The sequence below is a fragment of the Serratia sp. 4542 genome, from assembly GCF_016805595.1.
GTDB lineage: Bacteria > Pseudomonadota > Gammaproteobacteria > Enterobacterales > Enterobacteriaceae > Serratia > Serratia nevei.
On the sequence record NZ_RXKV01000010.1, the window covers coordinates 230,929 to 244,474 of the forward strand.

The 13,546-nt window shown below is 56.1% G+C and carries 16 protein-coding genes; 7 read left to right on the forward strand and 9 right to left on the reverse strand.

What is annotated here, in order from left to right; all coding sequences use genetic code 11:
- Window positions 1–7 precede the first annotated feature (7 nt).
- Window positions 8–901, reverse strand: coding sequence for a Kdo hydroxylase family protein (locus tag EKL15_RS13285; RefSeq protein WP_169318554.1), 894 nt, complete (start codon window positions 899–901; stop codon window positions 8–10).
- Window positions 902–1,395: 494 nt separating this feature from the next.
- On the reverse strand, window positions 1,396–2,949 hold the full coding sequence (locus EKL15_RS13290; protein ID WP_100395611.1) for a sensor domain-containing diguanylate cyclase: 1,554 nt from the start codon (window positions 2,947–2,949) through the stop codon (window positions 1,396–1,398).
- A gap of 161 nt (window positions 2,950–3,110) precedes the next feature.
- On the opposite strand from EKL15_RS13290, the gene EKL15_RS13295 reads away from it, so the two are divergent.
- The gene (locus tag EKL15_RS13295; protein WP_060420604.1) at window positions 3,111–3,305 is read left to right on the forward strand and encodes a hypothetical protein; all 195 of its coding nucleotides are present in this window, start codon (window positions 3,111–3,113) and stop codon (window positions 3,303–3,305) included.
- A 15-nt stretch (window positions 3,306–3,320) separates the two neighbouring features.
- Here the strand turns inward: EKL15_RS13295 and EKL15_RS13300 are convergent, their stop codons facing one another.
- Both EKL15_RS13300 and EKL15_RS13305 read right to left on the reverse strand, forming a co-directional pair.
- A complete protein-coding gene (locus EKL15_RS13300) occupies window positions 3,321–3,740 on the reverse strand; it encodes a VOC family protein (protein ID WP_047730371.1) in 420 nt (139 codons plus the stop codon).
- 177 nt (window positions 3,741–3,917) lie between these two features.
- Window positions 3,918–4,838, reverse strand: a complete 921-nt coding sequence (locus EKL15_RS13305; protein WP_060420607.1) for a Kdo(2)-lipid IV(A) acyltransferase — start codon at window positions 4,836–4,838, stop codon at window positions 3,918–3,920.
- A gap of 627 nt (window positions 4,839–5,465) precedes the next feature.
- Here EKL15_RS13305 and EKL15_RS13310 point away from each other — a divergent pair.
- The 3 genes from EKL15_RS13310 (at window position 5,466) to EKL15_RS13320 (ending at window position 6,414) form a co-directional block, all read left to right on the forward strand.
- Window positions 5,466–5,663 carry a YqjD family protein gene (locus EKL15_RS13310; protein ID WP_033635087.1) on the forward strand — a complete coding sequence of 66 codons (198 nt, stop codon included), beginning with the start codon at window positions 5,466–5,468 and terminating at the stop codon, window positions 5,661–5,663.
- A 14-nt stretch (window positions 5,664–5,677) separates the two neighbouring features.
- Window positions 5,678–5,926, forward strand: a complete 249-nt coding sequence (locus tag EKL15_RS13315) for a GlsB/YeaQ/YmgE family stress response membrane protein (RefSeq protein WP_019453501.1) — start codon at window positions 5,678–5,680, stop codon at window positions 5,924–5,926.
- A gap of 95 nt (window positions 5,927–6,021) precedes the next feature.
- Window positions 6,022–6,414, forward strand: a complete 393-nt coding sequence (locus EKL15_RS13320) for a YidB family protein (RefSeq protein WP_049201337.1) — start codon at window positions 6,022–6,024, stop codon at window positions 6,412–6,414.
- Window positions 6,415–6,417: 3 nt separating this feature from the next.
- On the opposite strand, the gene EKL15_RS13325 is transcribed toward EKL15_RS13320, so the two are convergent.
- Complete coding sequence (locus EKL15_RS13325) at window positions 6,418–7,350, reverse strand: LysR family transcriptional regulator (protein ID WP_084827612.1); 933 nt, start codon at window positions 7,348–7,350, stop codon at window positions 6,418–6,420.
- 110 nt (window positions 7,351–7,460) lie between these two features.
- Between EKL15_RS13325 and EKL15_RS13330 the strand changes: the two genes are divergently transcribed.
- The gene (locus EKL15_RS13330; protein ID WP_203089741.1) at window positions 7,461–8,513 is read left to right on the forward strand and encodes an SDR family oxidoreductase; all 1,053 of its coding nucleotides are present in this window, start codon (window positions 7,461–7,463) and stop codon (window positions 8,511–8,513) included.
- A gap of 44 nt (window positions 8,514–8,557) precedes the next feature.
- Here the strand turns inward: EKL15_RS13330 and EKL15_RS13335 are convergent, their stop codons facing one another.
- From EKL15_RS13335 to EKL15_RS13345, 3 genes are all read right to left on the reverse strand, one after another.
- Window positions 8,558–9,565 (reverse strand): NAD(P)H-quinone oxidoreductase, encoded by a 1,008-nt coding sequence (locus EKL15_RS13335; RefSeq protein WP_070914609.1) that lies wholly within the window; start codon window positions 9,563–9,565, stop codon window positions 8,558–8,560.
- A gap of 154 nt (window positions 9,566–9,719) precedes the next feature.
- The gene (locus EKL15_RS13340; RefSeq protein WP_004935132.1) at window positions 9,720–9,929 is read right to left on the reverse strand and encodes a hypothetical protein; all 210 of its coding nucleotides are present in this window, start codon (window positions 9,927–9,929) and stop codon (window positions 9,720–9,722) included.
- A gap of 509 nt (window positions 9,930–10,438) precedes the next feature.
- Window positions 10,439–10,816, reverse strand: coding sequence for a hypothetical protein (locus EKL15_RS13345; RefSeq protein WP_060420619.1), 378 nt, complete (start codon window positions 10,814–10,816; stop codon window positions 10,439–10,441).
- Between the two features lie 378 nt (window positions 10,817–11,194).
- Between EKL15_RS13345 and cspE the strand changes: the two genes are divergently transcribed.
- Together cspE and dsrB are read left to right on the forward strand one after the other, a co-directional pair.
- Entirely contained in the window at window positions 11,195–11,407 is a 213-nt protein-coding gene (cspE, locus tag EKL15_RS13350) for a transcription antiterminator/RNA stability regulator CspE (RefSeq protein ID WP_049201327.1), read from the forward strand.
- A gap of 320 nt (window positions 11,408–11,727) precedes the next feature.
- Window positions 11,728–11,928, forward strand: a complete 201-nt coding sequence (dsrB, locus tag EKL15_RS13355) for a protein DsrB (RefSeq protein ID WP_038877309.1) — start codon at window positions 11,728–11,730, stop codon at window positions 11,926–11,928.
- 219 nt (window positions 11,929–12,147) lie between these two features.
- Here the strand turns inward: dsrB and rcsA are convergent, their stop codons facing one another.
- Window positions 12,148–12,777 (reverse strand): transcriptional regulator RcsA, encoded by a 630-nt coding sequence (gene rcsA / locus EKL15_RS13360; protein ID WP_033635078.1) that lies wholly within the window; start codon window positions 12,775–12,777, stop codon window positions 12,148–12,150.
- Window positions 12,778–13,546 lie beyond the last annotated feature (769 nt).

Genomic DNA, 13,546 nt, shown 5'->3' on the forward strand with positions numbered 1-13,546 from the left:
AAATCAGTCAGATCAACGGCTGGCCGCGCAGCTGTTCCAACACTTTCAGCGGTGAACGCTGCGGATCCTGCATTTTATTCACCGGCAGCAGGAAGGTCTGTTCCAGCATAAACTGGCCGCCCATCGCGGCGTGCGGCGTTTGGTCCGAGAAGCAAATCCAGCTGCTGCCCGGCGGGAACGCCAGCGCCAGCTGTGGGCCACGCTGCTGATAATCGCCATCGGCCTTCATGGCGTCATGCAACTGCAGCATCAGGTGGTCATAATGGCTGCGGCGGGTTTTGGTGATGCGCACCTGGTGCTGCAGCCAGCTGCTTAACGCCGAATAGCGAGCCAGACGCGGCATAAAGCGTTCCGCCAGCTCAGGGAACGGCTCGCCGACCCGCCATTGGCGATGTTCACCGTGCGGATTGATGTTGGTGAAAATGCGCAGAATGCGTTCGCCGTAGTTCGGGCGCGACGGGAAAGCGTCGACGTGCAGCCGGCTGTCGTCTTTGCGCCAGGAGCTATTGGCGCGCCAGGCGGAGACCGGATGCAAACGCAGGCTGCCGGTTGGGTGGTGCAGCGCCTCCTGATACTCGGGCAACAGCCCGGCGATCAGCTGACGGCACGATTGGTAATAGCGCTCCAGCAGTTGCTGAACCTGCTGCCGGCGTTCCGCGACGGCGACGCCGGTCAGCTTGCCGGACAGCGGCTGATAGCTGATGTTCTTGCGCTTCGGATCGACCAACGCCGGATCCAGCAGCGGCATTTCCTGCTCAGACAGGGTGAAGGCCAGATCGGGCAGAAACAGCACCTTGCCCTGTTCCAGTTCGCTGACCGCGCTGGACGCTTCTTGCGCCGCCCATTGTCGCAACGGCAGCGTCAGAACGGCCCGTTCACGCGTAATATCGCCAGTAGGCATGAGATCTCCTTGCAAATCTATATCGCTTTATTCCCGTCTTTCAGGTTGCCGCGTGGTTGGCTGCACTGGCTTGCGCAGTGGCTGGCTGGAGCGACGCCAGAAATTTTTGCGCCGGTCGCCCAATTGCAACGTGAAATTTGCGGGTTCTATTATGGATGTATCAGCAGGGCGCAGTGCGCCGAAGCGTGCGATGGCTTCCTGATATATAGAATAGTCCTGATAAGAGTATCACCGGCAACGCCAATAAAAAGTAAACGGGGGCTAAACGGGGCCTGGCGTAGGCACGAATAATCAAAAATGGCACGAATGGGTTGTTGAACGGCGTATTTTTTATCTTATTGAATTATATTAGAAATAAATATCCTGCTTATTTATTGGCGTTATTTCATTCAGAGAGCGGGGCGCGTCGGTGAAATAATGTTGCGGAGGGAAACTATTTCATTTTTGCCGGGTGAATAAATCGGGCCGCCAAATTTTGGTGACCCGATGATTGCTTAAGCGCCGTAAATGCAGTTTTTGCCTTTTTTCTTGGCCTGATACAGCGCACTGTCCGCCTCATTGATAAAGCTGATCGGCGTATCGTTGTACATATGCGGCACTTTGGCGCAGATGCCGATGCTGATGGTAACGATGCCGTGCGGGTTGCCCTGATGCGGAATTTTCAGATCTCGCACCGCCTGGATGACGCGTTCGGCGAAAATCAGCGCGCCCTGCACGTCGGTATCCGGCAGGATAATCCCCATCTCTTCGCCGCCGTAGCGCGCCAGAATGTCGTTGCTGCGGCACGCCAGCCCCTTCAGCGTTTGGCCGATTTGCTGCAGGCACTGGTCGCCGGCGACGTGGCCATAGCTGTCGTTGTACTGCTTGAAGTAGTCGATATCCAGCATCAGCAGCGCCACGCTGCGGTAGTTGCGCGAAGCCCGCGCCAGCTCGTTCTTCAGCGCGATATCAAACTGGCGGCGATTGGCCAGACCGGTCAGGCCGTCCAGCAGCGCCAACTCTTCGAGCATCTGGTTGATGCTGGTCAGCTGATCGCGGGTGCGCATCAGCTCGGCTTCGGTTTGCATGCTGTGCTTGATTTGTCGCAGCAGCACCATGCCCATCGCCAACAGGATCATCAGCAGGGAGAGGCCGCCGGCGGCAAACAGGCCGGCGTCGGTGCGCCAGTCCGCCAGCGCGTCGCGCTTCGACAGCCCGGCGGCGATCACCAGCGGAAAGCGATTGACCCGCGAATAGCCGTAGATGCGCTCCACTTTGTCGTACAGCGAGGTGATGGTGGCGTTGCCGAACTCCGAATGCGGTAAAATTTCGCTGAACAACACGCCCTTGGCGATGTTTTTACCGATCGAGGCCGCTGAGTAAGGGCGACGGTAAAGGATGGTGCCGTCCGCCAGCAGCAGGTTCAACGAGGCGTCGGTGTTGAGGGCGAAGCTGTCGTAAAACTGGCGGAAATAATCGACGTACAGCGTCGCCAGCACCACGCCGCCAAAGCTGCCATCCGGGCTGTTGAAGCGCCGTGATACGGGGATGATCAGATCGCCGCTAGTGCGGCTGCGGATCACCTTGCCGATGTACAGACCGCCGCCGTCGCGGTTTTGATGGTATTTGAAGTAATCACGATCGGCGTTGTTGGCGTTCTTGATGAACTTGCCCGAGGAGGTCGCCAGCCAGCGGCCGCGCGCATCGTAGATAAACAGCCCATGCAGCTGCGGCAGATTGCCGACCTGCGTCTGCATGACGCGCTGCAGCCGCGTCAGCTGCGATGGGCCCAGCCCGTCGTTCTGGAGACGTTCGGTCAGATCGAGCAGATTGCCGTCCACCTGCATGAAGGTATCGTCGGCGTGCTGCGCCAGCGAGCGGGCGAGGTTGGCGGATTCATGCTCGGCGCTGCGCAGATCGCGCTGGTGCGCGTTCCAGATTTGCCAGCTGTTAAAGAGGATCAGCGTGGCGGCAACGATGATGACAAACACGCCGGCCTGAAATAATAATGGGGAGCTTTTAACGCTGCGCGGCGGCACGGCATCCTGTATGGGTTGCTGCTGAGTCATGTCACCCTTGTGGTTTGATTACTATTCAATTTGAGTTAAGAGCAATCCTATATTTTATGCATAAATGCGCCAGACCTCTAGCCCTTAACGAGGCGATACGGAGAAAGGCATGCCGCAATCTGCCTCTGCGGCGGTGCGGACAAGACGGAGTGGGAGAGTCAATGTCGGATTACATCATTATCGCTTTACTGACGCTGGCGGTGTATTACCCCCTTACGCTGGGGGCGCTGGCGGTGATGATGTTCTTTGCCTGGCGTCGGCGCCGGTCGCCCTATTGGCGGTTGGGGTTGGTGCTGTTGACGCTGCTGTTCGTGCTGTTCGCCAAGGCGGCGTATGACTGGCACCGCTATAGCTAGCGGCGCCATGGCGGGTTATTCGACGTTGATCATCCAGTTGACGCCAAATTTATCGGTCAGCATGCCGAAGCCTTTGGCCCAAAAGGTGGCTTGGTAAGGCATCGTCACCTGGCCGCCCTGCGCCAGATTATCGAACAGCTTGCGCCCTTGCTCCGCATCGCTGGGGTTCAGCGACAGCGAGAAGCCTTTATGGGAAGCGCCGCCGCTGTCGTCCTGCGGACAGCCGTCGGAGGCCATCAGCACGCCGTCGCCGATCAGCAGGCGCGCATGCATGATCGCCTCCGGGTTGACGTCCTGTGGCCCGCCTTGCCGAGCCTCTTCGGGCATATCTTTGTAACGCATGACCATTTCAATTTTGGCATTCAACTGCTGCACGTAGAAGTTAATCGCTTGCTCACAGTTACCGCTGAAAAACAGATAGGGTTGTACCAGCATGACATTGACCTCGGTTGTGGCCCGACAGGCAACGACCGGCCCACGGGCAGGAAGAAATGGTTGCTGGCGGCAATGGTTGCCGTCGGTGACTTATTAGTGTAGTTCCCTTGGCGAAGAATGCTTGTGCGAGGCGAGCGCGCCTTCGCCAGCGGTGTGGCGGGCGAAGGCACGAGGGCGTTAATACAGCGAAGGTTCGCCGGGCGGACGGGTTTTAAACCGGCGGTGCAGCCACATGTACTGATCGGGTGCCAGCAGCACCTGTTCTTCCACCACGCGGTTCATCATGGCCGCCGCGCGCGTTTCATCGTCCAGCGGGAAGTCCTTCAGCGGCGGCTGTACGATCAGCTCATAGCCCTGCGCATGCGGCAGCCGGCGCGGCACGAAAGGCACGATCGACGGCCGCCCCATGCGCGCCAGGATAAAGGTACCGGTTGTCGTGGCGGCGTTTTCAACGGCGAAGAACGGCGCGAACACGCTGCTTTGCGGGCCGTAATCGTGATCCGGCGCGTACCACAGGATTTCCCCCTGTTTCAGGTTGCGGATCATGCCTTTGATATCTTTACGATCGATCATGAACTTATTCGAGCGCAGCCGGCCGCGGGTCTGGACCCACTCCATCAGCTTGTTGTTATGCGGGCGATGCACGCCGATGCCGGGATTTTGCATGCCGAAAATGCGCGCGCCCAGTTCCAGCGTCAGGAAATGCAGACCGATCAGCAGAACGCCTTTGCCGTCCTGGCGTGCCAGCTGCATGTTTTCCATGCCGCTCACCTTGAACCAGCGGGCGATGCGCCAGTCGGGCCAGAACCAGGCCATGCCGACTTCGAACAGGCCCATGCCGACGGACTCAAAATTTTTGACGATCAGCGCCTCGCGCTCGGCGGCGGGCATTGCGGGGAAGCAGAGTGCTAAATTGCGGCGCGCTATTTTTACCCGGCGTTTCATCAGGCGCATGGCTATTCTGCCGAGGCCGTGTCCAAGCCGATATATGAGCGGGTAGGGCAGTAACACCAAGAGATAGAGCATTCCCAGCCCTATCCACAGCAACCAATAACGAGGGCGCAAGAATTCGCGCTCAAAGCGTTGGTTTGAAAGCATTTTTCCTGTTCTTCCTTTTCTTTCCCAATGGGACCTTAACCCAAATTGTTATACGGCGAATGATAGAACATTTGGTGCTAAATAGGGTTTTCCATTAATGCTTTTTTTTGCGCTTTATTTAGCAACGCACGGATAACGGGGCAAGTTAGGATTTTTACCGAGGAAAAGGAGGATATTTACCGCTATTTCAACCGGCTGACGCAATTGAAAAATAAAGACACAATTAAGCGCATCGCAAAAGTGACAACCGCTATGTAACCTTAGAGAAACAGTAACGCGGCGGAACCGTCCCAAACGGCGGCCAGCGCGTACAGCAGTGCGAGAATCAGGATGAACGGGGCATTGAACATGGGCGTTTCCTCCCGGAGATTTGTTTAAAGTTTAGTCTGTCGAGATGACAGCAGGATGAAATTAGATCGTTTTTTGTACGGTGAAATTCAGACGGACGGAAATGGGTAAACCGCTGATTTTTTACTATAGTCATAGTGTGAAGTTGTGCGTTTGTCGCCGTAAGCCCTGCATTGAGCGGCAGCGGGCAGATTGCCCGGAGCAAGATCGCGGGGCGGGCGGTGCCGGGCGTGAAACATGTGACGCAATTCTCAGAGGGTTGGTCTGTAAGGATTTGACATGTCATATGAAAATGACGATCTAAACGGTGTTGAGCAACCGAGCGACTACGTGAAAACCACCGCCTGCGAAGTGCGCAGCGGTGTAAAAGCGGCGCTCGAGCAATCATGTGCCTGCATCAAGGATAATCCTTGGGCGGGGATAGGCGCCGGCGCCGTCGTGGGCCTGGTAATAGGATTTCTGTTAGGCAAAAGGTAATAGGGAGAGTAAAGATGGGCATCATTTCCTGGATCATTTTTGGTTTAATCGCCGGTATCCTGGCCAAATGGATTATGCCGGGCAAAGACGGCGGCGGGTTTATTATGACCGTGGTACTGGGGGTCGTGGGCGCCGTGGTCGGCGGCTATATCAGCACCTTCTTCGGTATGGGTCGCGTTGACGGCTTTAACCTGGGCAGCTTTGTGGTGGCGGTAATCGGTGCCCTGGTGGTACTTTTTGTCTACAGGAAGATCAAAGGCTAAGCAGCCGTTGCTCAACAGGGTCGCCGCGGCGGCCCTTTTTCGTGAAATCAATCCGGCGGTGCGGCGCGGGCCGTATCGGCTGAAAGGGGAATATCATGGGTCTGTTCGATAGCGTATTGGGTAACATTCTGGGCGGCGGCGCCAACGGTGGCAAAGGCATCGATTACATCGCCATTATGCAGTGGGTTGAGCAACAAGGTGGCCTGCAGGCCATTTTGGACAAGTTTCGTCAGGGGCAGTTCGGCGATATCGTCGGCTCCTGGCTCGGCAATGGCGAAAACCAACCGATTACCGGCGATCACGTACAGCAGGCGTTGGGTAGCGATGCGATTAATCAGCTGGCTGAAAAGCTGGGTGTCGATCCGGCTCAGGCCTCCAGCACCATTGCACAGTTCTTGCCAACGGTCGCGGATGCCGCTTCGCCAAATGGCGAAGTGCAGCAAGACAGCAACGAACTGGGCGACATGGTCGGCAAACTGTTCAAATAAGGCTTATGCTCCCGGCGTCTGGCCGGGGGCATTCACTCCGCTAATTCCCTCGATCGCCGTCAACGCCTGTTGCAGATGCGCCACCCAGGCGCGCACTTTCTCCGGAATAAATCGTAATGCGGGATAGACCGCGTGCAGCGCCATGGGCGGATAGCGGTATTCCGGCAATACGGGCACCAGCGCCCCTGTCGCCAGCTGCTCGCCGATCAACGGCCGCTGAGCGCCGCCGATACCAAGCCCTGCCTCGATGGCCGTCAGCAGCGATAGCGTATTGTTGGCGCGGAACGTGGGCCGCAGCGCCACTATTTCGGGGCCGTGCGGGCCGATCAGGGTGAGCGTATCCCCGTCGTTCAATCCGCTGTAGCGAATGTGCGCATGTTTTGCCAGCTCCGCCGGCGAGCGTGGCGCGCCATGCTCTGCCAGATACGCCGGTGACGCCACCAGCAGGCGTTGCAGTTCGCCCAGCCGTTTCGCCACCATGCCGGGCGCGTGCAGTTCGCCGAAGCGTAGCGCCACGTCGATGCCTTCGCCGATCACGTCGGCGCGCCGATCGTCCAGCAGCAGCTCGATGGTGAGGTCCGGATGGCGCTGCTGGAAAGCGATGGCCAGCGGCGTGACGTGCCGCTGGCCGAATCCGGTCGGTGCGTGGAGGCGCAGGTTGCCCTGCAGCCGGTGGCGCTGGCCGTGCAGCGCCTCTTCCGCTTCGTCGACCGCCGCCAGAATCGCTTTGAGGCGTTGATAATAACCGCTGCCGGCCTCGGTCAGGGAGACTGCCCGGGTGCTGCGAAACAGCAACTGCGCGCCCAGTTCCTGCTCCAGACCGGCGATTTGCTGACTGACCGCTGGCTGCGTCAAGCGCAGATCGCGAGCGGCGGCCGACAGGCTGCCCAGCTCCGCCACCCGCATAAAGGTTTTCATTGCGTTCAGCTTATCCATGTCGATCTTGCCTATAGGTTTTTCTTATTAGTGTTAGTGGAGGTTCTCGTCTACCGCAAGCAGTGCTAATCAATAACACTCGGGGCATCGACAACCCGAGGAGTGACAAGATGAACGCAAAGCGACAGGCGTTAGTGATCGGCGCCAATGGCGTAATAGGGCGCCGATTGATTGAGGAACTGACCGGTCAGGGCTGGCCCGTGGTGGGTGTCTCGCGCCGGGGCGGAGAACCAGCGCCTGGTGTGCGCCACCTGCAGATGGATCTGCTGGATGCGGAGGCAACGCGCGACGCGCTGCGGCCGCTGAGCGCGATTAGCCACGTCTTCTATGCCGCCTATCAGGATGCGCCGGATTGGGCGGGCCTGGTGGCGCCCAATCTGCAGATGTTGCAACACGTCGTCGAGGGGCTGGAGCCGATCGCGCCGGCGCTGGAGCATATCAGCCTGATGCAGGGCTACAAGGTGTATGGCGCCCATTTGGGGCCGTTTAAAACACCGGCGCGCGAAAGCGACGCCGGGCATATGCCGCCGGAGTTTAACGTGGCACAACAGCAGTATCTGACGCAGCGTCAGGCTGGCAAACGTTGGCACTGGAGCGCCATTCGTCCGAGCGTGGTGGGGGGCTTCTCCCTCGGCAATCCGATGAACCTGGCGTTAAGCATCGCGGTTTACGCGTCGATCAGTAAAGCGCTTGGGCTGCCGTTGCGTTTCCCCGGCAAACCGGGCGCTTACCACAGCCTGCTGGAAATGACCGATGCCGGGCTGTTGGCGCGCGCCACGCTCTGGGCGGCGACCGAACCGGCGGCGGCCAATCAGGCGTTTAATATCAACAATGGCGATCTGTTTCGCTGGAGCGAGATGTGGCCAAAAATCGCCGCTTACTTCGGGCTGGAATGCGCGCCGCCGCTGCCGATGCCGTTGGAGAGCATGATGGCGGACAAAGCGATGCTGTGGCGAGAGCTGGTGCAACGGCACCAATTGACCGAACCGGACTATCGCGCGGTGGCCGGCTGGCGTTTCGCCGACTTCGTCTTTTCCTGGGACTATGACATGTTCGCGGACGGCAGCAAGGCGCGGCGTTTCGGTTTCGATCAGTTTGTCGAAACCGAAGCCATGTTTTTCTCGCTGTTCGATGAGTTCCGCCGCCGCGGCATCATTCCCTGAGCGCGGCATCGGTTTCCCCGCAGCGCAGGCTGCGGGGAACGGTTTCAGAACGTCAACATGATCTTGCCGATGTGCTCGCTGGACTCCATCAGCGCATGCGCGGCGGCGGCCTGCTCGAGCGGGAAGGTTCTAAAAATTTGCGGCTTCAGCACGCCGCGCTCCAGCAGCGGCCAAACCTTCTCGTGCAGATCGGCGGCAATCTGCGCTTTGTCCGCGACGCTGCGTGAGCGCAGCGTTGAACCGGTATGGGTCAGGCGTTTCAACAGCAGCGGCATCAGATTGAGCTCTTTTACCACGCCATTTTGCGTGCCGATTTGTACGATGCGGCCTTCCATCGCCGCGGCCTGATAGTTCTTGGCCAGATAGTCGCCGGCGATCAGATCGACGATCACGTCGGCGCCTTTGCCGTCGGTGGCGTCTTTGGTGCGTGCGACAAAATCTTCGCTGCGGTAGTTAATCGCCACGTCGGCGCCCAGCGCCAGGCTGGCCTGGCGCTTCTCTTCGGAGCCAACGGTGGTGATCACCTGCGCGCAGAAGGCTTTTGCCAGCATGGTGGCGACCGTGCCGATGCCGGAGGTGCCACCGTGGATCAACACGGTTTCGCCGGCTTTGAGGTGGCCGCGCTGGAACACGTTGACCCAGACGGTAAAGAAGGTTTCCGGCAGCGCGGCGGCCTCGGTCAGGCTCAGGCCCGCCGGCACCGGCAGCGCATTGCTTTCATGCACGGTGCAGTATTCGGCATAGCCGCCGCCGGCGATGAGGGCGCAAACCCGATCGCCGAGCGCGAAGTGGGTCACGCCTTCACCGATGGCGACGACTTCGCCGGCGATTTCCAGGCCGGGGATATCCGAAGCGCCGGGCGGTGGCGCATAGTTCCCCTGACGCTGCAGCACGTCGGGGCGGTTAACGCCGGCGGCGGCGATTTTCACCAGGAGTTCGCCCGCTTGCGGGACGGGCACCGGGCGTTCGGTGACGACCAGAACCTCGGGAGCACCCGGTTGGCTGATCTCAATGGCTTTCATCGTGCCGGGCTGCGCTGCATTTGTTGACATGCTCATTCTCCTCATCGTGGCGGACGTGGTTATCCAGGCGGAACGCCCGCAATAAAGTCTGCTGTTAGCTTAGCGAAATCGAATGAGGTGCGCGTGGTCGAATAGAGCGGTTTTGCGAGGAAGGGAGGACGCCGCCGCGATGGGCGGCTGGATATCAATCGTTAGGGGGGATGCGGAACCCTTTTAACGAGACGATAAAGTGTTCTTTCCCTTTGGAGATCTTGGCGCCTTTATCGCACCACAGGCTGGCAAGCTGGAAGAAGTCATCGCTGCCGATATCGTAGGCCAGTTCGATTTTCTTGGCTGTGCCGGCGCGGATGAGCTTTTCTGCTTCCTGATGGTTTGCAGCTTTAATTATGGTCATGGGCGAAATCCTTGGTGTTAAGCCAGAGCGGATAATCGCGAATCATCATATGGCCATATTGTGACAATTTTGTGATGAAAACATGACGGTCCACGAAGGCGCGGCGTGCGGCGTGCCGCGCCTTCGCGGTGTAAACACGTTATCGATTACCGATCGTGCGGGCGAACGAATGTACTTTTCTTCTGAGATTTGAAGTGTTTATAGAGCGAATAGCCCGCAATGCCGGCCAAGGCAGCCAAGAGGGCAAGGGATCCTGTGGCCATGAACATCACCTCCGAATAAGAATGGCAAGGAGGCGTATTTGTGACATTCATCACTTTACGGGGCAATGAGAGCAATCTGTAATCGGGAAACGGGCATGAGGGAGGAGCAAAAAAAAGCGCCTATAGGGAGGCGCATAAAGATTTGCAACACAGCTTGTTGTGTTCAACACCAGGAGGAGTGGTGAACTGGCGCTATTTTATGCAGCGGTGAGGGCGGCTGATATAGGTATTACTCCGAAAGCGCCGCTACCACTCATAGCCCAACTGAATGTTGTAATCGGGATCCTGATTGGTGGAGTAAGGATCGGATTGGCGGCGGCGATCGGTTTTCTTCACCGGGCCTTCATAGGCGGGATAAGGTTTGGCGCGCGGCTTGCTGCAGCCTGGATGATCGCATTCGATATCGACGCGAAAACCGTTCTTGTCGCGTGCCTCTGCCCAGGTAATCGGCGGTTTCGCCGCCTTGGGGGTCGGCCCCGGCGGAGCCACCGGTTTTGGGGGCGGGGAAACGCTGGGCTCTGGGGGCTGATAATTCAGCTCCAGCGCGCCCAGCGGGGCGCTGCAAGCGGCAAAGGCCAGCAGGGCGGTAACGCTGGCGGCCGGTAATGTGAGCCATCTCGGCATGGTGAATCTCCCTGAATGATTTCTTTGTGCAACTATAAAACAGCGTAACGATAATTACTATCATTTGTCTTGGCCGGTAAGGAGAAGACGCTCGGCGATAGCGTCGACAAACAGGGTCAAATCCTGTGCGTTTAGCCGAGGTAAACGGCACGACGAGGCGAAAAGAGTTGCTATTGCCGCCCGCTCGTGAGTTAATGCTTACCGGCCTGTGGTACAGACCTATTTATGCACGACATTTTGAGTAAAGTAGTTCAAATTAAAAGCGTTATCCCGGATAGCCCTTCTCTGACGAATTTCCTTTCCAGTGCCTCCATAAGTAACTGATGACCGGCTATATCGCCCATAGCGGCTTACATTTATTATTGAAGGAAGATAGACATGTCTAACCTGATCAAAGGTCAAGTGAAGTGGTTCAACGAAGCTAAAGGTTTTGGTTTCATCACCCCAGCAGACGGCAGCAAAGATGTATTCGTACACTTCTCTGCTATCCAGGATCAAGGCTTCAAGACCCTGGCTGAAGGCCAGAACGTACAGTTCTCTATCGAGAACGGTGCGAAAGGTCCATCTGCGGCTAACGTTACCGCTATCTAATTGGCGTCTACCGCTGATTGAAAAAAACCCGCCGCGGCGGGTTTTTTTATGCCTGCAATTCGGCGGTGCGCAAAAAAAAGCCCGCAAGTCTGCGGGCAAAAGTTCCTTGTTACTTCTTCATTTGCGAGCGCTTCTCTGGGGGGGAAACGCCTGAAGACAGGCTACGCGAGGCCGGCTTAAGATTCTGCGGCCAAACCGTTAAGAAAGTGAAAATCCGGGCGGCGGCTACGCTGAGAGCGAGGCCGGATTGGTGCGGGGCGGTGTCCTTCCCCCTGGGTTTTGTCATACACTGATGCCAATCGCAAATGATGGGGAACGGTATGCAGGTTAACGATCGAGTGACGGTAAAAACAGACGGCGGCCCGCGGCGCGAGGGCGTCATTCTGGCCGTAGAGGTATTCAACGAAGGGACTATGTATCTGGTTTCTCTTGAAGACTATCCGGCGGGCGTATGGTTTTTTAATGAAATCGACAGCCGTGACGGGACGTTTGTGGAGCCATGTCGCGAGCATGGGCAGTAACGTCGGTTAATCTCATTAATTTGCTAATGAAATTGTCCATTTTGAGATTATTTCATTACGGTAAGATTTTTTTTATCGCCGGCAAAAAAATACCCGCTGCGCTAGCGGGGGGATAGCGCAGCAGGTATTCTTTTGGTGGTTCCAGTATCCGATATCCCGGTGACTTTATCCCCGGATATTTAACGGTCGACAAAACAGAGTGGGGGCATTCTCTGCGGCTCAACGGCTATTGACAAATATTCCACTGGTCAGCGTATCGGTCAAACGAACAACGTGGTAAATGATCTGCTTGTTGTGCGTCTTTATTTTCCGCTTGATGTTTCCCTTGTGGGAGGAGACCGTTTTGGCCTTTATTTGCATCTGGTCTGATATCTGGATGGTGCCTTGACCGGACATCCACATGCGTAACATGTTCGATTCGGTCTGGCTCAGCGTTACCGGCGTTTGGTCCAGAGAGGACTTCTCCGCCCGTAGGGACGTTCTCTCGAGATAGTGACTAAGTAGCTGATTCATAGTCTCTGGTTTGATGGATTTTGACGATATGATGACGTTCTTGCGAACATATAAATAATCGTCGAAATGTACATTGGTAATAGCCATGAAGATGAAGAATAACGTATCCGGGTGCAGTGAAATCACCCGTTTTATTCGCTCGGTGGCGTTTGCTTCGTGGATGAAGCAGTCCTCGTTAATAAACACCAGGCTCGGATTCAACTTGCTGCATTTTTCATGCAGGCTGTCAATATCCTCGATGGCATTAATATGGCGTTTTTTCACGCCATGCGAAGTCAGATAGTCGGTTAATCCCAATCTGGTATAGCTACATGAATCCATGATGATCGTTGGCATATCGCACCCCCACTTAAATCCGTTTTACTGCGGTAATATGAGAAAAAGCCTGAAAAGCCGAAAGGCAAAATGGAGCAATAATTCAGTGTAGCCAGTGTTCTATCAATAAACACGACGGCACTCAATGATATTTTCATACTAAACTTATTAATCACATGAATCTATAAGTTTGGCTTAAGTCAGCGAGATTTGCTGCCCGCTCGGCGTTGACGCGATCGGCCTGACTTGCGCTTGGCGCCCGCGCTTGCTGACATTGCTTGCCGAGATTCTGTTCATCATGTCACGAAACAAAATTTTAGTTTGCTAGGAAAAGTCTTAAAAAAAATTCATGTGTTGGCTTTTTGAAGTTTTTCAGTGCGTTTTTTGAGCGCTTAAAAAGTGTTCTTTTGGTTTCTTTGTTTTTTTAATGATAAAAATCATTAAGTTGAATCATACCCTTCCTCACCTGTTAATGATAATCACTTCTTTTTTTATCATAACAACCAACAAAAGTTAACGTTGTGGCTGAAATGTGTAGCTTAATTGTTGCTATAAATCACCGTTTTACAATGAGTTATCTGGATATTTATTTTGATTGAAATAATTTTGGTGAATATTTAACAGTGATTGAGTTGTTTTTCTAAACTATCATCCTGTTGCCCGCGCCAGCGGGGCGGGGGGCAGGTCGGAGTTGTCTCCGGCCCGCGTTGGTTTTAACTTGCCTTTCCACCTTTCAAAAGCAGGATGTCGCAGTGAGACAGAATCAGTATGGGCAGCCAATAGGCGATGC